At 59.1% G+C, this 19,911-nt stretch carries 18 protein-coding genes; 4 read left to right on the forward strand and 14 right to left on the reverse strand.

Translation table 11 applies throughout. From position 1 onward, the window contains the following. Positions 1 to 34: 34 nt before the first annotated feature. From BBBR_RS08655 to BBBR_RS08685, 7 genes are all read right to left on the reverse strand, one after another. A complete protein-coding gene (locus BBBR_RS08655; protein ID WP_003829821.1) occupies positions 35 to 1,171 on the reverse strand; it encodes a 3-deoxy-7-phosphoheptulonate synthase in 1,137 nt (378 codons plus the stop codon). A 219-nt stretch (positions 1,172 to 1,390) separates the two neighbouring features. Continuing rightward, entirely contained in the window at positions 1,391 to 2,737 is a 1,347-nt protein-coding gene (locus BBBR_RS08660; protein ID WP_003829820.1) for a C1 family peptidase, read from the reverse strand. 117 nt (positions 2,738 to 2,854) lie between these two features. Further along, positions 2,855 to 4,294 carry a hypothetical protein gene (locus tag BBBR_RS08665; RefSeq protein WP_003829819.1) on the reverse strand — a complete coding sequence of 480 codons (1,440 nt, stop codon included), beginning with the start codon at positions 4,292 to 4,294 and terminating at the stop codon, positions 2,855 to 2,857. Between the two features lie 138 nt (positions 4,295 to 4,432). After that, positions 4,433 to 5,110, reverse strand: a complete 678-nt coding sequence (locus BBBR_RS08670; protein WP_003829818.1) for a pyroglutamyl-peptidase I — start codon at positions 5,108 to 5,110, stop codon at positions 4,433 to 4,435. Positions 5,111 to 5,148: 38 nt separating this feature from the next. Beyond that, complete coding sequence (locus tag BBBR_RS08675; protein ID WP_003829817.1) at positions 5,149 to 5,994, reverse strand: IspD/TarI family cytidylyltransferase; 846 nt, start codon at positions 5,992 to 5,994, stop codon at positions 5,149 to 5,151. Between the two features lie 70 nt (positions 5,995 to 6,064). Next, positions 6,065 to 7,129 (reverse strand): polyphenol oxidase family protein, encoded by a 1,065-nt coding sequence (locus BBBR_RS08680; protein WP_003829816.1) that lies wholly within the window; start codon positions 7,127 to 7,129, stop codon positions 6,065 to 6,067. A gap of 10 nt (positions 7,130 to 7,139) precedes the next feature. After that, positions 7,140 to 8,678, reverse strand: coding sequence for a peptidase U32 family protein (locus tag BBBR_RS08685; RefSeq protein WP_025263267.1), 1,539 nt, complete (start codon positions 8,676 to 8,678; stop codon positions 7,140 to 7,142). 133 nt (positions 8,679 to 8,811) lie between these two features. Here BBBR_RS08685 and trmD point away from each other — a divergent pair, with 133 nt between their 5' ends. Continuing rightward, positions 8,812 to 9,702, forward strand: a complete 891-nt coding sequence (gene trmD / locus BBBR_RS08690; protein ID WP_404801535.1) for a tRNA (guanosine(37)-N1)-methyltransferase TrmD — start codon at positions 8,812 to 8,814, stop codon at positions 9,700 to 9,702. A 1-nt stretch (position 9,703) separates the two neighbouring features. Here trmD and rsmD read toward each other — a convergent pair whose 3' ends face one another. The 3 genes from rsmD to rpmB all read right to left on the reverse strand — a co-directional run bounded on the left by rsmD (position 9,704) and on the right by rpmB (position 13,529). Continuing rightward, complete coding sequence (rsmD, locus tag BBBR_RS08695) at positions 9,704 to 10,285, reverse strand: 16S rRNA (guanine(966)-N(2))-methyltransferase RsmD (RefSeq protein WP_003829813.1); 582 nt, start codon at positions 10,283 to 10,285, stop codon at positions 9,704 to 9,706. Positions 10,286 to 10,620: 335 nt separating this feature from the next. Then, positions 10,621 to 13,227 carry an ATP-dependent DNA helicase RecG gene (locus tag BBBR_RS08700; RefSeq protein WP_032738295.1) on the reverse strand — a complete coding sequence of 869 codons (2,607 nt, stop codon included), beginning with the start codon at positions 13,225 to 13,227 and terminating at the stop codon, positions 10,621 to 10,623. Positions 13,228 to 13,334: 107 nt separating this feature from the next. Next, a complete protein-coding gene (gene rpmB, locus BBBR_RS08705) occupies positions 13,335 to 13,529 on the reverse strand; it encodes a 50S ribosomal protein L28 (RefSeq protein ID WP_003829811.1) in 195 nt (64 codons plus the stop codon). A gap of 403 nt (positions 13,530 to 13,932) precedes the next feature. Here rpmB and BBBR_RS08710 point away from each other — a divergent pair, with 403 nt between their 5' ends. Further along, positions 13,933 to 14,949: a carbohydrate kinase family protein gene (locus BBBR_RS08710; RefSeq protein WP_015439235.1), complete on the forward strand. Its 1,017-nt coding sequence runs from the start codon at positions 13,933 to 13,935 to the stop codon at positions 14,947 to 14,949. 153 nt (positions 14,950 to 15,102) lie between these two features. Further along, complete coding sequence (locus BBBR_RS08715) at positions 15,103 to 16,404, forward strand: MFS transporter (RefSeq protein WP_003829809.1); 1,302 nt, start codon at positions 15,103 to 15,105, stop codon at positions 16,402 to 16,404. A gap of 180 nt (positions 16,405 to 16,584) precedes the next feature. On the opposite strand, the gene BBBR_RS08720 is transcribed toward BBBR_RS08715, so the two are convergent. The 3 genes from BBBR_RS08720 to BBBR_RS08730 form a co-directional block, all read right to left on the reverse strand. Continuing rightward, a complete protein-coding gene (locus BBBR_RS08720; protein ID WP_003829808.1) occupies positions 16,585 to 17,328 on the reverse strand; it encodes a MerR family transcriptional regulator in 744 nt (247 codons plus the stop codon). Between the two features lie 178 nt (positions 17,329 to 17,506). Continuing rightward, complete coding sequence (locus BBBR_RS10970) at positions 17,507 to 17,896, reverse strand: hypothetical protein (RefSeq protein ID WP_003829807.1); 390 nt, start codon at positions 17,894 to 17,896, stop codon at positions 17,507 to 17,509. Next, a complete protein-coding gene (locus tag BBBR_RS08730; RefSeq protein WP_032738294.1) occupies positions 17,886 to 18,209 on the reverse strand; it encodes a type II toxin-antitoxin system RelB/DinJ family antitoxin in 324 nt (107 codons plus the stop codon). Before BBBR_RS08730 ends, BBBR_RS10970 begins: the two co-directional genes overlap by 11 nt. 259 nt (positions 18,210 to 18,468) lie before the next feature. Here BBBR_RS08730 and BBBR_RS08735 point away from each other — a divergent pair, with 259 nt between their 5' ends. Beyond that, complete coding sequence (locus tag BBBR_RS08735) at positions 18,469 to 18,657, forward strand: hypothetical protein (protein WP_003829805.1); 189 nt, start codon at positions 18,469 to 18,471, stop codon at positions 18,655 to 18,657. Positions 18,658 to 18,675: 18 nt separating this feature from the next. Here BBBR_RS08735 and BBBR_RS08740 read toward each other — a convergent pair whose 3' ends face one another. Then, positions 18,676 to 19,746 carry a helix-turn-helix transcriptional regulator gene (locus tag BBBR_RS08740; protein WP_003829804.1) on the reverse strand — a complete coding sequence of 357 codons (1,071 nt, stop codon included), beginning with the start codon at positions 19,744 to 19,746 and terminating at the stop codon, positions 18,676 to 18,678. Between the last annotated feature and the right edge of the window lie 165 nt (positions 19,747 to 19,911).

Raw genomic sequence — 19,911 nt, forward strand, 5'->3', positions numbered from 1 at the left:
AAGGATAGGGTGTCACGGGAACAAACCCAGATTGTCAGCGATGGAGCGCGCGGCGAGTCGTGACGGCGTCGGCCAGCGTGCGCAAAAGCTCGTTGGTGCGATCCCACGGCACGCAGGAATCGGTGACGGACTGACCGTACACCAGTTGATCGAGCGGGGCCGGCTTCTGATGGCCTCCCACCAGGAAGCTTTCCATCATCACACCGGTGATGCCCTGTTCGCCGGCCGCCAAACGTTCGGCAATCTCTTCGATGACCCCGGCTTCACGATTCTCATCCTTGCCGCAGTTGCCATGGGCGGCATCAATGACGAGGCCATGCTGGCTGGGGCCGGACGCCTTGGATGCCTTCAGATCCTCGAGCGCCTGACGCACGGATGCGGCATCATAGTTCGGACCATGGCTGGAGCCGCGCAGCACCAGATGGCAGTCCGGGTTACCTTTGGTCTCGGCGGAAATCACACGGCCATCAAGATTGATGGATAGGAAGTGGTGCTCAAATCCTGCGGCATAGCAAGAATCAGCGGCGGCCTTGATGGAGCCGTCGGTGGAGTTCTTGAAGCCCACCGGCATGGATAGGCCAGAAGCGAGTTCGCGGTGAACCTGGCTTTCGGTATTGCGCGCGCCGATGGCACCCCAGCTGATCGCGTCGCAGATGTACTGCGGAGTGATGGGATCGAGCCATTCAGTGGCCGTGGGCAGACCGAGGCTCAGCACGTCGGTGAGCACCTTGCGGGCCAACCACATGCCTTTGCGAATATTGAAGCGGCCATCCAGATCAGGATCGTTGATCAAGCCCTTCCAACCGATGGTGGTACGCGGCTTCTCGAAGTACACGCGCATCACGATGACGAGACGGTCTTCGAGCTCACGCTTGACGGCGGCAAGCTTTTCGGCGTATTCGTGCGCGGCCTTGGGATCATGAATAGAGCAGGGGCCCACAATGACCAGCAAGCGGTCGTCGCGACCATTGAGCACGTCACGAATCTCCTGACGGGAGTGAAGCACGAGCTCGCTCATCTCATCGGTGAGCGGCTGCTCCTTGAGGAAGGCGCGAGGTGCGGGAATGGGGTCGAGCTGGCGAATATTGACATCCACTGTCTCGGGAAAGACCGCTTGCTCCCCCAAACGACGTTCGTCCTCTGAACTATCAGGGCCACGCAGTGCTGCCATTGCTCGACTCCTTTCTTCTTCTACGACTATAAGTTAGGCCTCCGTGCGTGTTGCACGAAGGCCTAACTATAGCAGTTTGTTTATGCTCGCGCTCTCCGAGCCCCACAATTACGGACTCGCCTTTCAGCTCCGTCCTGCTGGCCGAGAAGCCGGGAAAACAGTCCACTGGACAGTTTTCTATTTCCGGCTTCTCACATTGGCCGCCGCCCGCTTCGCGTGCTACTTGGCCAATGCGCCCATCGGATCCCAAGCCGGAAGCATGGTGGCGGGCTCTTCTAAAGCCTTCTGGTATTCGGCTGGGAGCATGCTCTTCGGGACGGCGACCTCGTAGACGTACTCAGTGAACCAGTCGTCGGACATGGTGAAGTAGCCCTTGTCGGCGATCTTGGCGCCCCAGGAGTTCTCCACGCGCCAGCGGCGGGTGGTGCCATCGTCGGCAACGTCCACGCCGGCGAATGCCATGGCGTGGTTCATGGCGGAATCGCCGAAGCGTACGCGGGCTTCCTTATCGAGGTCGAAGTCTACGTCGTATACCTTGCCGTACTCGAACAGATCGGTGGCCCAAGCGCCGGATTCACGATCCATGAACGGGTGGCAGTCGGCACCGAACCACACCGGAATGCCCTGCTCGACCAGAATCTGCTTGACGCAGTCCTTCATGAACTGGTTCGGCACGTTGAGGTACTCGGTGGCGTCGCCGCCGGCCACGTTGCCGAGGTGCTCAATACCGATCTTCTTGCCCTTGGCGTGCTCGGCGCGCGGGTCATCCACCAGGCACACGTAGTCCTCAAGACCGGCAGGCCCCACGTACTTCTTCCAGAACTCGACCGGCGTAATCTCGCCGTCGCGGTGGAATTCGCCGTCCGCGTCAGTCCACTCCCAGTCGAAGGAGACCGGCGGCTCGCCCAGGTGGATGGTCAGGATACGGTGGCCAGCAGCAGTGGTCTCGGCAATGATCTGCTCGACCTTGGCGGTGTCGCCTTCGGCAGCGTACATGTGCGCCACGGCGGTGTGCAGCAGGTGACGAAGCTGGGTGTTCATCTCGCCGGTGTTCTTGGAGGATTCGGTCTCCGGGAACAGATCCTTGGGCACGGCACCGTACTTCTTGTACACGTTCATGGCCATGGTCCACTGGCCGCCGTCGCCCATCACGTCGGCGAGCAGGTGCTGGATCAGGCGGGAGTCAGCAGGATCGCCGGCCTCCACCAGAGCTGCCACATCCTTGAGGAAGTAGTTGACGCGCTCCAGCTTGTCGTAGTACATCGCGTAGTTCTGGGAGAACTCGAACTCCTTCAAGTTCATGTTCTTCTTGGCGATGAAGCGGGCCACGTTCAGGGAACTGAACAACCAGCAGCGGCCGGAACGATCCTGATGGGTGGCCTCGCCGTTATCCACAGTGGTGGAGAAGCGACGCTGCAGCAGACGGGCGCGATCATAGTTGCGGGCCACCTTGTCGATTCCAGCGGCGGTCACCGCGTTCATGGCCAGGCGGCTGGTGCCGTCGGCGTCAAATTCGCTGCGCAGAGTGTTCAGCGCTTCGCCAGTCAAAGGCGTCAATTCACTCATGTCTATTCCTTCTTTGGGTTCGGTACGCTTGTGGCGCAATGTTCACAACGATTACGGCACCTGGCGCAGAGCACAGGTGCCGTATATCTTGCCGTTAGTAGTCTAATCGATGGCTTGTCATTCAGTCTCGGGCTCAGACGGTTCCGACTGGCCGGCCTCGTCGCCCTGTTCGGCGCTTTGTCCATCGGTTTCGGCGCCATCAGGCTGCGCCTGTTCGTCATCCGATTCCTGCTGCTGTTCCGGAACCGGGTTGACCACCGGCAGCGAGGCAGCGGCATCGCCAGAATTATCGGCGCTGAGACCGAAGCCGGAGAATGCCTGGGCGAACATCGCACGCAGTTCGGAAACGCGCTGGGTAATAGTGGCCTCACGCGACTGCAATTCGGCAATGCGCTTGGCCAGCCCGTCAAGCTCGCTTTGAGCCGCGTTACGACGCTCCTGAATCTGATTGTCGGCGTCCTCACCTGCCTTGCGCACGATCTCAGCCGCCTGTTCGTCGGCCTCCTTACGCTTATCGGCCGCATAGGAGTCGGCCTCTTCACGGGTGTTCTTCGCCTGGCCAACCAGTTCATCGGCCTCCTGCTTGGCGGCAGTACGGCGCTCCTCGAGGTTGGCGAGCAACTCGTTGACTTTCTTGGTGGCCTCATCCTGCTGAGCGGCAATGTCGGCACGAATCTGTTCGACCTCGGCAGTGACCTGGCTCATCGTGTTGGTGCGGTTGACCTCGGCCTCGTCGGTGATCTCCTGAGCCTTGGCCTTGGCAGTATCGGTGATCTCGCCGGCCTTGCGCTGGGCCTCGGTCATCATCTTGGACACCTGCTCGCGTACATCGGCCAGCTTCTTGTTGGCATCGGCGAGCGCCGCTTCGATCTGGTCATTGGAATCGGACTTGAGCTTGGCGATTTCCTCGTTGGCGTTCTTGCGCAGCTCGGCGGTCTGCCTGGCCGCTTCGGCCCTCATCTCGGCGATTTCGCGCTCTTGCGTAGAGCGTTCGGAGGCAAGCTTCTTATCGTGTTCCTCACGGGTGTTGCTGAGCTCAAGTTCAACGGTCTGACGCTGCTCGGTGACGTTCTTGGCGGTCTCAGCGCGCAGCTGGGCGGCATCCTCGTTGGCGGCAGTGGTGATTGATTCAGCCTGATTGTTGGCATCCTGCAGGATGGAAGCAGCCTTGGCATTGGCATCATCCACAATGTGCTGCGCGTCCAACTTAGCGTTGTTAATCAACGTCTCGGCTTGAGCTTGCGCGGTCATGCGCGTGGAGGAGGCGTCCTGCTTGGCGCGTTCGAGCAGCTCGGAACTGGTCTGCTCGGCGGAAGCAAGCATCTGCTGAGCGTTGGCGCCGAGCGACGCGAACGTGTTGCCCTGCGACTTCTTATTGCGCTCCTCCTGCAATTGGGCCTGCAATTGCAGAATGCGATCATCATCCGCGGCAATCTGCTCTCGCATGTTGGCCAGCGTGCGATGGGCCTCGTTCACGCTATCTTGGGCAACCTCGAATGCCGCGTCCACCTTCTCTTTATCGTATCCTCGCAGCACCACCGGGAAACGGTCCACCATGTCTGTCCGTCCTTTCACATACGCAACTTGGCTCGTCCTCAAGCACTGTAGCGCATGGAAGCATGCCGAAGCTGGGGACGGCGAACATCGTTACAATGCGTGCGAAACGTGTTCGGTTTTGGTGCGTCGGGGTGAGACTCAGGCAATGAGGATATCGGAGCTGGAGGGCTTGAGATAGTAGCGCACAGCCTCGCGCACCACGTCTCGCCCAGCGGCAATCTGCTGTTCCAGCGGCAATCCGTTCTGGCTGGAATGCGCCGGCCCTACCAATGGGAAGCTCACGAATCCTCCCAGCACACGTTCCTGAGTGGCGGTCCAATTGAGCAAATTGTAGAACAGCGAGTTGCATACGAATGTGCCGGCATCAGAGCTTAAGGTGGCCGGAATCGAATCGTCGGCAAAGTCATTCAAAATCGAGCGCAATGGCAGACGCGTCCAGTAAGCGGCCGGGCCGTCGGGATCGATGGGCTCGCGACGCGGAGTCACATTGTCGGCGTCAGGTTTGGCCGTATCCATCAAATTGGTGGCGCAGCGTTCCAGCATCACACCACGGGCCGAATGCTTGAGCCCAGTGGCGATGACAATGTCAGGCCTCGTGGCCTCGATGGTCTCTTTGAGTGTGGGCCAGGCTTTGGCGAAACTCACCGGAATGCTGACCACATGAATGGTCACCTCAACCTGATCCAACGGGTCGTCCGGACTGGAGGCAGGCCCCAAACCCTGCTCGGCAATGGCCTTGGGCACCTCGATAGCCGGATTAACGTCCACACCGTCATAGTGGTCGAATCCGGAAATCACAACATTGAGTTCACGCATATTGGTAAGTCTAATATCTCTTCACGGGTTTGGGGAGGTCAGCGCATCTGACCTGCGGCTTGGGCGAGGAGCGCATGCATGCGGGCGCGCGCCTCTTCCTTGGGATCGCGTCCCTGAATTTCCTCGGCGATATGTTCGGCGGTGGGCACATCTTCCAGCGTGGTGATTTTGAGATTCGTCTCGCTGCCGGACACGATGGCAACCGGCTCGTCAGGCAGATAGTCGACCACTACCCGAGTGTCATCGGTGGGGTGGAAATCCGGGTCGGATGCGGCCAGTTCGTATGCACGGCGAATCGTGGCGAATCGGAACGACTGCGGTGTCTGCGCACGGAACGTGTTCGGGCGGTCCGGCACCGATTTGACCACTTTCACATCGCCGAGATCCTCGGTCAGCAGCACTGTATCAGTGGAAGCATATGCCACTGTTGCGGCGGTGAACTGGTCGAGCGCGTCAATCGACCCCTCGATGGAGGACTGCTCCACAAACGGTCGGACGGCATCATGAATCAGGATCTTGGCATCATCGGGAATACCGGCGGCCGCCAACGTGTCAAGCGCGGCGGCGGTGCTGTCCACACGTTCGGCGCCACCGTCGATAATCACGCGCACTTTGGTGTATCCCATATCGTCAATCAGTGATTCGACCGCCGAACGTACCTTGGGATTGACCACCACCACGATGTCACTGACACGCCCGCAATGCTCGAACGCCTCGATGCTCCAGCACACGATGGGCTTGCCGCCCACAGAGACAAGCTGCTTGGGGTTGTCGGGGTCAAAGCGGGTACCGAAGCCGGCCGCCAGCACCACGGCCACCACCGGCGCGGTCTGTGCGGGTCGGGCGGCTGCGGTTTCAGGAATATCGGAGTCTCTCTCAGTCATAGCCACCACCGTAAGGGGAGGTCCGGCCGTTCGTGACCTGCCTCACAGCTTTCTCCACGGAATGTGCCCGCTATTGCCGCACGATGAGAGCCAGCAAGCGGCCTTCATGGGCTTTGTTGGCAAGCGAGGCACGGCGGTGGGAGTACCATAGCGGATTCTCGAGCGTGCACATACTGTGGTTGATGTTGCCGATGCGCTCCGCAAGCTCGGCCGGCCCCTCACCGTCGGTGCGGCACAGTTCAGCAAGTTCAGGATCCGCCTCGAGGTATTCGGTCGCAGCATGGACGCGCGGCATGGAATCAACCACCTGATGGACACCGGCAAAGGCGAGGTCAATCATTGCGGCTTCGGCGATATCAATGCCGGCACCGCCGAAGCGTGTCTGCGTTTTGGTCAACGGGAAACGCTTGACGAACTGGTCGGCGACCTCATCGCCCACCTCGTAGCAATCACCGCAGATACGCGGGCCGAGTGTAGCAATGATGTTCGTCGGATCGGCCCCCTTGAGCTTCATCAGTTCCACGGTGGATTCGATGATGCCGCGTTCAAGGCCACGCCGTCCGCAATGAGCCGCGCCGATGACGCCGGTGACCGGGTCAGCGAGGAGCACCGGCAGGCAGTCAGCCGCGAACATACCCAGGGCGATGCCGGATTGTGAGGTGACTTGCCCGTCTGCCTCGATGACCTGCGACACATTCTCAGCTGACCCAGTGGGTTCGGTCGGCTCGTGCTTACGACCATCGGCATCGGTCTCCATGCCACGACCCGTCTGATATTCCTCCACACTCCGGTGGGTGCCGGATACATCGAAACCAAATGGGGTGTTGACAACGAAGGAATCATCCACATCCACAGCCACGCCGGAATGCACCTGCGAGACCAGCGACAGGCGTGCATGCACTGCTTCAGACAAGGCAATGCGGTTCGACATCACGGCCTGTGGATTGTCGCCGGATTTGCCACCGAGGTTCAGATTGCCGTAATCACCGGCGCTCAGCCCTCCCAGCCGCGTGGTGTAAACCACCGTGATACCGGGAGCTAGCGCAATCGGAATAGTCACCGGAATCGGGCGACCCTCCTTATCAGTGGAGCTGATCTGGTTGGAGTCGAGAATTTCGTCACTATATTCAGGCATGTTCGTTCCTTTATTCGGCTTTGAGGGTGGGCTTCTTGGTACGCGAACGGATGGCGGCGTTGATGGGCACCTGATGCGGGCAAGGCATCGAAAACACATGCGCCGGATTATTGATGGCGGGCACCGGTGTGCCGTCTGCATCACGCAGACCGTCTTCCGGCACAATGTATGCCAGCGGACGCTCACCGGGCAGGAGGAATTCGACTTGCTGGCCGGGTTCGATTTTGTTGCGGCTCATCAGTGTGACGCGGCCGCCTTCGTCTGCACTCCAGCTGAGCACTTCTCCGACTACCAGCCAGGAACGGAAATAGGCGGAGCGGTCAGTGTTCTGCGTGACTTTGTGCTCGGGGTAGTAGAAGCCGGTGGAGTAGTCGCGGTGCGCCACTTTGTCGGTTTCTTCGAGCAGCCATTCGGGCAGTTCGACGTGCGGGGCCGGGCGGACGGCGGCATGCTTCCAGTCGGTCTCAATCTGTTCGATTGCGGTGTTGGATTTGCGCCGCGTGGAACGGGCATGCGAACTCATGCCGTCGGGCTCCGGCGCATCGGTCGTGTTGTATCCCTCATCGGCCACACCGGCGAATGCGGCGTCGGCATTGCGCATTACCTGATCTTCGGTTCCCTGGCCGTAATCAGGGTCGGACGGGCGGATCACGCGGTCGTGGAACGGCAGCAAGATATTGCCGTCAGCATCTTCAAAACCGCGCTGAATCATGTATTCGTTGACGGCGGTCTTGTAGGCGTTGGTCATCGCGGCGATGTAGTAGGCGCTTTTCGCACGGCCTTCGATTTTGAGGCTGGTGGCGCCGGAATCGATCAGATCGTCGAGGTGGCCCAACATGTTCATGTCCTGTGAGTTGAACAGGTAGGCGCCGTTTTCTGTCTGCTCGATCGGGAAGTACTGTCCGGGGCGTTTCTCCTCCACAATCGAGTACTTCCAGCGGCAGGGCTGGGCGCATTCGCCGTGGTTGCCGTCACGGCCGGTCAGGTAGTTGGAGAACAGGCACCGACCGGAGAACGCCATGCACATGGCGCCGTGCACGAAGCATTCAATGTCAAGGTCATCGGGAATGTTGGCGCGGATATCGCGCACAGCCTGCAAGTCCATCTCGCGGGCCAGCACCACACGGCGAGCACCGAGCTCATAGAACGCGTTGGCGGCCTGGTAGTTGGTCACACCCGCTTGGGTGGAAACATGCAGTTCGAGGTTCGGAGCCACTTGGCGGGCCATCATCATTACGCCGATATCGGAGACGATGAGCGCATCCACGCCGGTGTCTTTGAGCTGGCCGATGTATCCGCGCATGGCTTCGATCTCGTTGTTACGTGGCAGCACATTGCACGTCACATACACGCGGGCGCCGCGCTCATGGGCGTAGCGCGAGCCCTCCTCGAAGTCCTCAAGACTCAGGTTTTTGGGGGCCGAGCGCATGCCGAACGCTTTGCCGCCGCAGTAGACGGCGTCGGCACCATAATCGACCGCAGTTTTCAGGCCGCGCAAGTTGCCGGCCGGAGACAGCACTTCGGGCTTCTTGCGTGTGGGGATTCTCATCGTCGTATTCATCACCGCAATAGTGTAGTGGTGGCCGTGTAATGCGGGCGGGGCTACCGTTAGGCTGGGGAACATGAAAATCGATATCGTGAGCGTGTTTCCCGAGTATTTTGAGGTGATGAACCTGAGCCTGATGGGCAAGGCCCAGGCCAAGGGGCTGTTGGAGATCAAGGCGCACAATCTGCGCGACTGGACCCACGACGTGCATCATTCGGTGGACGATACGCCGGTGGGCGGCGGCGCCGGCATGGTGATGAAGCCCGAAGTGTGGGGCGAATGTCTGGATGAGCTGCTGGGACTTTCGCAGCAGTCTGACTCGGTCCCAGCTCCAGGTATTGCAGCTGACTCTGACGCCGATACGAACCAATCCGACGATCCGGTCTCCGCTGCCAACACGCAATCGGCATCCGTCAACGTTCCCGTTTCTTCTGACGGCTCTCCTGCCGAAAGTGACATGTCCGCCCAGCTAAGCGCACCAGTGCTCATCTTCCCGAACCCGTCGGCCCCGCTGTTCACTCAGCGCGACGCCACGGAACTCAGTCATGCCAAGCATCTGCTGTTCGGCTGCGGCCGGTACGAGGGGTACGATGCGCGCATTCCCGACTACTACCGTTCGCAGGGCATCGATGTGCGCGAGTATTCCATTGGCGATTATGTGCTCAACGGCGGCGAAGTAGCGGTTTCGGTGATGCTGGAGGCCATTACCCGCCTTATGCCGGGCTTCATGGGCAACCCGGATTCCATTGTCGAAGAGTCCTACACCGGCGAGGGTGCGCTGTTGGAACACCATCAGTACACCAAGCCGGCCGTATGGCGCGATATCGCCGTACCGAATGTGCTGCTTTCCGGAGATCATGGCAAGGTGAATCGCTACCGCCGCGATGAGGCGCTGGCCCGCACCGCCGAGATTCGCCCGGATTTGATTGCGGCGCTGGATTGCAAGGCGTTGGATAAGGCCGACCGCAAGACCCTGATGGCTTTGGGTTGGGAGGTCTCCGCCGCCCACCCGCGCAAGTTGGAGTAGGCTACGCCTCCGGCTCAATCGCCTCAATATAGAACACAGCGGTTTCGCCGTAGTTGCGACTTTCGGTGATTTTCCAACCCTCAGGGGCCTGCGGATCCTCCGATCGCACCGAACGTTCGAGCATAATCACCGTGTTGGTGTTAGTGGCGCTGCCCGCCGCCAAGTCGGCCAGAAGCTGGTTGCATTCGTCGGTTCCGTAAGCGTAGGGCGGGTCGATAAAAATCACATCGAACGGCTCGCCAAAACCGCCAGTCACCTGCTCGGCCTTTTTAGTGAGCACACGGGCTTTCAGCGAGGCGTCCCAAGAACGGTTTTTCTGCAGTTGCGCGAACGTCTTGGCGATAAGCGCCGCCGCAGGTCGGGAACTTTCCACGGCCACCAGTTCACGTGCGCCGCGGCTCAATGCCTCGATGCCCAGTGCGCCCGTACCGGCGAACAAATCCAGCACACGGGCGTCGCCCAGCACACCCCATGAATCAAGATGGGAGAAAATCGCCTCTTTGGTGCGATCCGTGGTGGGCCGGGTGCCGGTTTTCGGGGTGGCGAGTGCCGCACCCTTGAATCGTCCAGAAATAACGCGCATGTCTACCAGCCTAGCGGCTGCTCGGAACCATCGAACTCGTTAATACGGCCTTTGCAATATTCTGACTGACGGCCGGCTTCCCCGCGGATCTCTCATAATTGAGGCAATCAAGGCACAACAATCGTCAATCTGGCCTTCGAGGGGCTGATTGGGGCATTTCAGGAGGTCTATCTCCGTTTCAAGGGGCTCCTCAAGCACGAAACATCGAGTATAAACGGTCTAACGATAACGTCATTCCGCCGTTTTGTGTCCATGTCTACTCAGCCACCAGCCCCTTGAAACGGAGATAGACTTCCGGGCAACCGGTGTATCTGCCCCTCGAAACCGAGAAGGCCTCAGCTGGAAGTCAAAAACGTCTCGTTGCCTCGGGTAAAGTCGAGGACCGCTCCGGCAAGCTGGACTTCGCCGGCCAGTTCGGGGTCGGCTTCGAGCAGCTGCTCAGCACGGGTACGAGCGTCGGCGATCATGTCGGCGTCCTTGACCACGCGCAACAGCTTCAGACTGGACTTGCCACCGGATTGGGCATCTCCCAACACGTCGCCGGCACCGCGGAATTCCAAGTCGGCCTGTGCGATTTCGACCCCATCAAGCGAATTGTGGATGACCTCAAGGCGCTGCTCGGCGGGCGAGCCCGGCTCGGCACGGGAGATGAGGAATGCCCACGAATTGGTGCCACCGCGCCCCACACGACCACGCAGTTGGTGCAACTGGGACAGGCCATACCGGTCAGCATCGAAAATGACTATGCAGCTGGCCTGCTTGACGTCCACGCCAACTTCAATCACCGTGGTCGAGACCAGAATCGGAGTCTCGCCGCTGGCGAAGTCAGCCATGACTTGGGTTTTGACATCATCCTTGTCTCGACCGGTCAATGTGGCGAAACGGATGCCGGCAAACTGCGGGAGCTTCTGCAATCGATCTGCGATTTCGGCTACCGAGTGCAACGGCGGGCGGACTACCGTCTCACCATTGTCGTCGAAAGTCTCATACGGATCATCAATGCCAATGTCATCGGCCGATGCGCGGGATGTCCGCGAAGAAGCCGCCCGACTGGATCGCCCGCTTGAACCCGCTGAAAGCCCTCGCGAACGCCGCGCGGAATCCGCTGCCGACACGCCGCCGTCATCTTCATCATCCGTATCGATGCGCGGGCAGATGATATAGGCCCGCTCCCCTGCATCTACACGCGCACGGATATGCGCGAACATACGCCCCATCGTGCCCGCGTCAGCTTCGTTAACCACCACCGTGCGAATCGGTTTGCGGCCACCAGGCAGCTCAGTGAGCCAGGAAATATCAAGATCGCCGAACCAAGTCATGGCGGCGGTGCGCGGAATAGGCGTTGCGGTCATCACCAGCAGATGCGGCGTGGTGCCGTCATCGGTTTTGGCATTGAGACTTTCGCGCTGTTCCACACCGAATCGGTGCTGCTCATCAATGACCACCAAAGCCAGATGTGGTGCTTGGAACGTCTTGGAGAACGCCGCATGCGTAGCCACGATAATGCCCGGCTCGCCACTGGCCGCAGCAGCAAGAGCCTTACGCCGGGCTGCGAGTTTCATGCCGCCCGTTAGCAACGTGACAGGAACATTGAGGTCAGCGACCATCTTGCCAATAGTCTCAAAATGCTGTTCGGCGAGCACCTGAGTAGGAGCCACAAGCACCGCCTGATACCCCGCGCCGACCACTTGCAGCATGGCGGCGAGCGCCACCACGGTTTTGCCGGATCCGACTTCACCCTGCAACAGGCGTTGCATAGGCCAGTCACGAGCCAAGTCAGCGGCAATATCTTCAACTACCTGATGCTGACCAGCAGTCAGTTCAAATGGCAAGGATGCGATGAACCGATCACGCAAATTAGTTACGTCCATCGTGCTGGCTGCGCCGGTTTCATTATCGCCGTTCAACAGGCACGGATGAGCAGACGACTTATGAGCATGTTGGCGGGCCTTCAGTAGCGAGGCCTGAGAGACGAACGCCTCCTCGTAGCGCAACGTCTCAATGGCCTCTTTGAATCGCACGGTGGAGTCCGGGTCATGAATGGCCAAGAACGCCTCCGCCCTGTGAAGCAGGCCCTTGGCCGCGCGTATGGATTTAGGCAGAATATCCGGGATGGACTGGGCGAGTGTGGCAACCTTGGACTCGGATTCCTCGCCGTCCTGCACCGCGATGTTGTCGATGGAGGGCGCGACGAGCTCGGCGGGCATGCTTTGGCTTTCAGGCACAGATGATGTGCGCGCACCCATCATCCACAGCAGTCCCAGAATCGTCTCGTGAATATGTTCGGACGAGATGCGTGAGCTGGCGTGGTAGATCGGCCGGGGACGGCAGACGCGAGTCAGGGCATCGGGCACGGTATCGGCATCGTATTTGAGCGTCGGAGCGGACTGAGATGAAGCGCCAGCGTATGGGGCGCCACCACCTGCCCGTGCAGTCGATGCGGTTGGGGGATCTCCTCTCCCGGTCACTGCCACTGTGCCGGATGCAGCAGGTGCAACGGTGAGCAAGTCCGGATGGGTGAACTGCAGCTGCCCCATATATTCGCTGGGCATACCGGAGACCACCACGGTCGTGCCAGCACGCAATCGCGTGCTCACCCAATCGACGTACGATTTGCGATAGGAGAAGAATGTGAGCCGGGCAAGACCGCCAGCCATATTGCGCGACCGGGCGAAGGCAGCATCATCGACCGTGGCCTCAAGACGATAACCCCGGCGAGCGTTCATTGGTATTACGCGCATATCCCGTATGGTGGCAGCGAATGCCATAGTCTGGCCGGGAACAGCCTCGCGAATCGTGCGCAGCGGCACAGGCTCAGTGACGCGGAAAGGATAATAGGTGAGCGCTTCACCCACAGTGGTGACGCCCAGCGATTTGAGCGCGGACACGCGGCGCTTGTTAGGAACCAACGAAGCGAGTGCGGTGTCCATGGTGATACTCATAGCGCTCCATTCTATCCGTAAGCCCTCGAACGGCATCACCTACAACAAAAACCCGCCGAGCCGAAGCTCAAGCGGGTTTTGCAGACGTTAGTACGTTAGTACGCGATTCACGCGGCCACGCGCTGAACCTTGCCGGCCTTGAGGCATTTGCCGCACACGCGCAGGCGAGTGTTCTCGCCGTCGATCGTGGTGCGCACGGACTGCAGGTTCGGGCGGAAGCTACGCTTGGTACGACGGTGCGAATGGGAAACGGTGAAACCGGTCTGCGGTCCCTTGCCGCACACTGCGCAACGAGCTGCCATGATGGACTCCCTTAAACCTTGATGTGTCAAGTCTTTCACGTATCCGGTCGCTGGTTTTACCCGGCAGGCCGAACACACAACTTCACAAATATATAGCTCAATACCGACAACCGCAACTCTTGCGTGTATCATAGCCCGACTCATCATCGCGGCAAGCTCTGTATCAGGCTCGTATGAAGCCTCTATTCGCCGCCATCCCGCGCGCTACGCCGTCCGCGAATCGCCGGCAGAACAGTCATATTATCCAATACAACACGCCACCTTGTCTATTCCCCATCCAGCAAACTCCCATATAATTTCGGTATAAGAGATGGCACGGGAACGAAGGGGGTTCCCCGTATTCGCGGCATACGCATTGCCATTGCTACGACTACGACCGCAACTCACAACGAAGGAGGTTGTCATGTTGAATCTCAGGCGAGGCATCGGCACTCATGAGCCAAGCGTGATCTCGTTGGGCCAAGTGTGGGTAGACATCATGCTGGATGTGGACGAGATACCGGAACAGGGCGGATTCGCTGTGGCCGACCATCCGAAGCCCACCATCGGAGGCAGCTACCGAGTGCTGCAAGCGGCCAGCCGCATGGGTGTGCCGACCGAGCATGCCGGCATTTTGGGCAACGGCCTGTGGGCGCACTTCATTCGTCAGTCGTTCCAAGACAACGGCATCACGCATATCGGTCAGGATCGACTTGATGAGGATTCCGGCTTCCGTGTGGTGCTGACCTCCGGTTCCCCGAAGAAGACCTTCATCGCCTCCTATGGCGCCGAAGCGCACGGTGACGCCGATACGTTCAGCACACTCGAGCCGCAGGCTAAGGACGTGGTACATATCAGCGGCAACACGCTGATGGACCACACAGCCACCGGCGTGGACGGATTCCTGCTGAAGGCCGGCACCGATCCCGCCAAGCGCGATTACACGCTGGTCATCAACCCCACCAATACGCTGCGCCTGGTCAATGACCACATGCTCGAAGATCTGGTGCTTGCGCGCCCAGTCTGGTCCTGCAACCGTCAGGAAGCCATGACGTTGGCCGAGCGCTTGGGCGCTCCGATCGACGACAGCAAGGTGACCATCGGCGGCGGTCTTGACGATTTCATGCATCAGTTGTGCGATGGTCTGGGCGCCACGTTGCGCGCGCCATTGGTGGTGCGCGTCGGCGCTCGCGGCGCCTGGATACGCGAGCCGGGCGGCGAGACGACACACATTGAAGGCTACCCCACCAAGGCCATTCATACTCGATCGGCCGGCGGCTGCCATACCGGTGTGATGTGTGCGATGTTGGCGGAGGGCCATAGCTTGGCCGAATCGGTCAAAATCGCGAACGCAGCGGCTTCAATTGCCATTCAGCACAGCGTCAACGGTGTGCCGCAGTGCCCTGATTATGATGAGGCCATTGCACTGATTGGAGAATAGTGTTTCTCTGGCTCCCCTCAGTCACCTGCGGCTGAGGGGAGTTTTTCGTACGGGCCTTGCCCAGCATTATTCACGTACCGTTCAGCTGAATGGGCCCTCTACCGCTTTGAGCACTCCTACGATAGATTGAGTTGAATACTGCCGAGGAGTGACATGACCAATTCCACGAATATCCACGAGCCCACCGGGGCCGAGAGCCAATCCACCGTGCCGCCAAACGGCAAGTTGACCGCCCGCGAGAAGAAGTGGATCGTCTACGATGTCGGCAACTCGGCATTCGTGCTGCTCTCCACTGCAGTCATCCCCATCTACGCCAAATCACTCATGCCGGCGGACGGCAACATCGTGTCCGCCTGGGGTTATGCGCAAACCATCGCATCGCTGGTCATCGCGCTGCTTATGCCGCTGCTCGGTTCCATCGCCGACGTGCAAGGCATGAAAATCAAGTTCTTCCTCGGTTTCTTCGGCACCGGAGTGGTTACCTGCTGCGCGATGGCCCTACCGCTGACCTGGCTGCCGTTCCTCATCGTCTACATTCTGGCGACCATCGGCCTGAACGGCTCGCTCACGTTCTATGATTCGATGCTTATCGACACCACCTCGAACGAGCGCATGGACAAGGTCTCCTCGCACGGCTACGGCTGGGGCTACATCGGCTCCACCGTGCCGTTCATCTTCTGCATCGCGCTGATCTTCGGCGGCCCGTCGCTCTTCGGCTGGTCCACGGTGGCTTGCACGCGCGCCTCGTTCATCATCACCGCCATCTGGTGGGTGGCATTCACCATCCCGCTGCTTACCAGCTACCGCCAAGTGCACTATCGCGCCACCCGTGACCAGCTGGGCTCGGCCGTGCGCGGCACGTTCAGCGAGCTGGCGGGCACATTCGGCAAGATCGTGAAGAACAAGCCGTTGTGGATGTTCATGATCGCGTTCTTCTTCTACATCGACGCCGTGAACACGGTGATTTCGATGAGTACCTCCTACGGTGCCGAGCTTGGCATCGACTCCACCCAGCTGGTGGTGGCGCTGCTGGTCACGCAGTTCGTGGCCTTCCCCTGCGCGATTCTGTACGGCCGACTGTCCGGCCGGTTCGGCAGCAAGACGATGATCACGGCCGCAGTCGTGGCATACATGTGCATCGTGTTCTTTGCCGCGTTCTTTCTGAAGTCGGCCGCGGAGTTCTGGATTCTGGCGATTCTGGTCGGCATGTTCCAGGGCGGCATCCAAGCGCTCTCCCGCTCGTACTACGGCAAGATCATTCCCAAGGATCACGCCAACGAGTACTACGGCTTCTACGATATCTTCGGCAAGACCGCGAGCATCCTGGGCACGTTCCTCGTGGCCACCACCACGTCGATCACCGGCAACGCCTCCCTCGGCGTGCTTTCCATCGCCATCCTGCTGGTGTTGGCGTTCGTGTTCCTCCTCCTGCAGAAGGACCCAACGCAAGCGTAATGTCACCCATCAATCAGCAACAGGAACGCCGAAGCAGCAATAAAACGGCAGATCCTACCGCCCGAGCCGCGACCTGAAACAATTTAGCCCTGCACAACGCACATATTTTGACAGGGCGGTAGTTGTTGCAAATTCTGCGACAACTACCGTTGGTGAATCGAACGCTATAATCAGAAACTTTCAGATGCTGAGTTCCATGCAGTGCCCCCTGTGACCGCAATGCGGGCAGGTAAGCTTGCGTGTCTTGGGCGTGTGTGCGGCGAATACGAACTCTCGCATACCCGGCTGGAAGGTCTCATGGCAAGCCGGACATAGGTACTGCACGCGGGAGCGATAGTACTTCGTCGCCGCAACGGCGAGCGCAATCGCCAGCAGAACGGCGACCGGCAGCGGCCACCATACGTCTGTCATCACACCGATGACGAGGCATGCAATTTGCAACAAAGTCGCGGGCAATGCGATTGCCAGCATGACCAAATATGTGGTGCGCAGGGAATGAGTGGTTGTGGTGTTCATAACGGTTGCCATGTCGGTTAATGTTGACGATACGAAGTCAGACGCCGAGACCGTCAGTGCTTTGCGCAGCTGCAAGCAGTCATCAAGACGTTGCTTCTGCTCGGCGATACCCGACTGCAAGGATGCCGTCTGCTGATCCAGCAAATCAACCAGCACCCGTTCCGGCCGCTCGTCCGACAGAATCGAGCGAATCCGCTCCAGCTTGAAGCCGAGTCCTTTGAGAAAAAGGATGACCCGCATCCGCTCGACCTCTGCAGCCCCATACAGCCTTCGGCCGCCGTCGCTGATCTCATTGGGAATCAACAGACCTTTGGCGTCGTAGTACTGCACGGTTCGCACACTCACACCAGTGAGTTTGGCGATGTCCCCTGTGGTGTATCGGCTGTCCGTTTCATCGTCCATCGACATGGCCTAACCTCCTTTCACCAAGCAATATGCCGCATTACGCAACGTCACAAGCAACATATGACGCAACGTCGACCACAAAACCTTCACATATAAGCAGACTGTAGAAAGACATCCGACCATCGCAATTGCGCACTGGTTCACAGTGAGCACCCCGAACCAGTTAGACGGCAGAACAGCATTACAGCCACACCTGTTCTTCAGGCTTTACCTCGCCGACCGCATTGGCCACACGTATGGCATCATTCCGACTCAATCTACCGGTGAATCCCTGTAGATCCGACCGGAGGAACCGCACTAGCTGCGCGCAGCGAGCGGTCGTCAGATGGATAAGCCCGGCATGCTCATACTCGGGCAGTTGCACATCGCCCGCCCTATGCCAGGTTGGATTGCTGGTCAGTTTCACAGCCACTCCACCGTCGTCGTCGGCTTGTATGACGATGGCGGCCACATAATGGTTGCGTGATTTCGTCGGATCATCATCGAACCGCACCTGCATGCGATACACGTCGAAGACATGCAATTGCTCCGGAACCGGCATCAATTCCGGAATATCATGATTATTCGCCATCGCGCCACGCCTTGGGCAGTACGGCAACACCATCGGCGCCCCGGCTTGGATTCAACACCATGGCGTTCGGCACTTCGACCACCGGATATCCCCGTTCGTCGACCCCACGGTACGTAACTCCATTGGCGGCAACATGTCCCGCGCGAGGCAGCACGGGTTCAGGCGCCTTCACCTCGAACGGAATACGACGCTGCGACACCAACTGCACGCTGGCCATATTCACGAACGTATTGAAATTCAATCCCATGGAATCAAGAATGGCGTTCACTTCAGCTTTGAGATCATCATCCATGCGAACAGTGGTAGTGCTCATAATGAATCCTTTCCAAAGCCAATTGTATTACTAATGACTTCTTTTCTCAATATAATCCGTAGGATGCTTAACGCTTTTGCATCATGACCTTGACATCGGGACAATCCCGCGTGAAACCAATCTCTGCCTTTGCGCTCATCAGCTGGGGAGCTCACGGTCACACTCATGCGTCGCAGACCACGAGCCTCACGCGCCTCCTCATTCCACATCTGTGTTAACAACATGTGTTAATCGCATGCATCGCCACCATGATTCCCCAATGATTTCGAGGGTTCCCCGGTCTCACTATTGTTTCTTCCCTAAGACCGCCTCAATCATCGGCACCTTCCTGGTAGCCACCACCACGTCCCTGACCGGCAACGCCTCGTTCGGCGTGCTCTCCATCGCCGTCCTGCTCGTCGCGGCGCTGGTCTTCCTGCTGCTGCAGAAAGACCCGACGCGAAACTAACTAATTTGCGACGCGCAATCAGCGCTCGCGATAATCCTTGAACAGTTGGATGGCGGTGGCCGCGATTCCGCACAGCACGCCGCCGATAGGCCATGCGACCCAGAACATGCTTGTAACGCCGGTCGACCAATCACCGCGCAGAGCAGCTGGGCTCAGGAACAGCAAGCACAGGCCAATCAGCGTGGCTATCATCATGATGATGCCGCATACCGCGCCGGTCAGTTTGGCGTAGAAATCCTGCTCGCCCGCATGCTCCTTGCGGTCGTCCTCGGCCGCTTTGTTGTATGCGTTGATATTGAGCAGACTGTATCTCATGCCGCAGTAGACAAACCCGAAAACACCGGGCGCACAGAGCAGCAGAAAAATTGCGTTGGGCCAGCCATCGGAGACGCCGAGCATGTCATCGGCATACACCGTCACCGCAATGCCAATCAGAATAGCCGAGATGCCACCGACGATGCCGATTACCAGCAGCCGCAATTCTCGGCTGCGGTCCTCCCCGGTGTAGAAATCTTCTACGTATGGGTGACGCCGTTTGAAGTCAGTACGCGACAGACCTCCTGGAATCAGCATCGCCAGCCCCGCAATCACACCCACACAGACGCACAGAAACGTCAGAAAATCGTTGAGCGGCGTCGCTCCGAGAATGGAATTGCTGGAATCGAACAGGTTGCCGATGCCAACCCCGGCGATAATCGCCGCGACACCGCCGGCAATCAGCAGCGCGAATCGGCGGCGATGTTCATCATAGCCAGTGATATCCTGCGCAAGCTCCGCGATAGGAGCGATTATGCCCGCCGTTTTGGAAGAAGCGGCTAAAGGCGATGCCGCCTCAGCCGAGGAGTCAACATTCGACGAACCGGCCGCAGAAGCCGACGCGGCAGGCCGACTCACATCGCCAAGTACCAGATCATCAAGCGTGCAGCCGAACAGGTCGCAGATCATAAGCAGCTTGTCCATCTCGGGATAGGCCTTTTCGGATTCCCATTTCGAAATGGCCTGACGCGAGACGCCAAGCAACATGGCCAATCGTTCCTGGGTCAGGTTGCGTTGCGCACGTAGGTACTGCAGGTTAGCGCGAAAACTCATTGGAATGTCCCTTCATACGTAATCTTTATCATGTCATGTTCGGCCGATGGGCTCACTATGGCATGCCGTCCATGTCACCCGCCACCATCTTTGGGTTGCAATCGCCGGTTATTCGAGCGCAACCACAAGTTGCATCGGCGGAATTCCGCCATTCCGTTGACCTGA

The organism is Bifidobacterium breve DSM 20213 = JCM 1192, from assembly GCF_001025175.1.
Lineage (GTDB): Bacteria > Actinomycetota > Actinomycetes > Actinomycetales > Bifidobacteriaceae > Bifidobacterium > Bifidobacterium breve.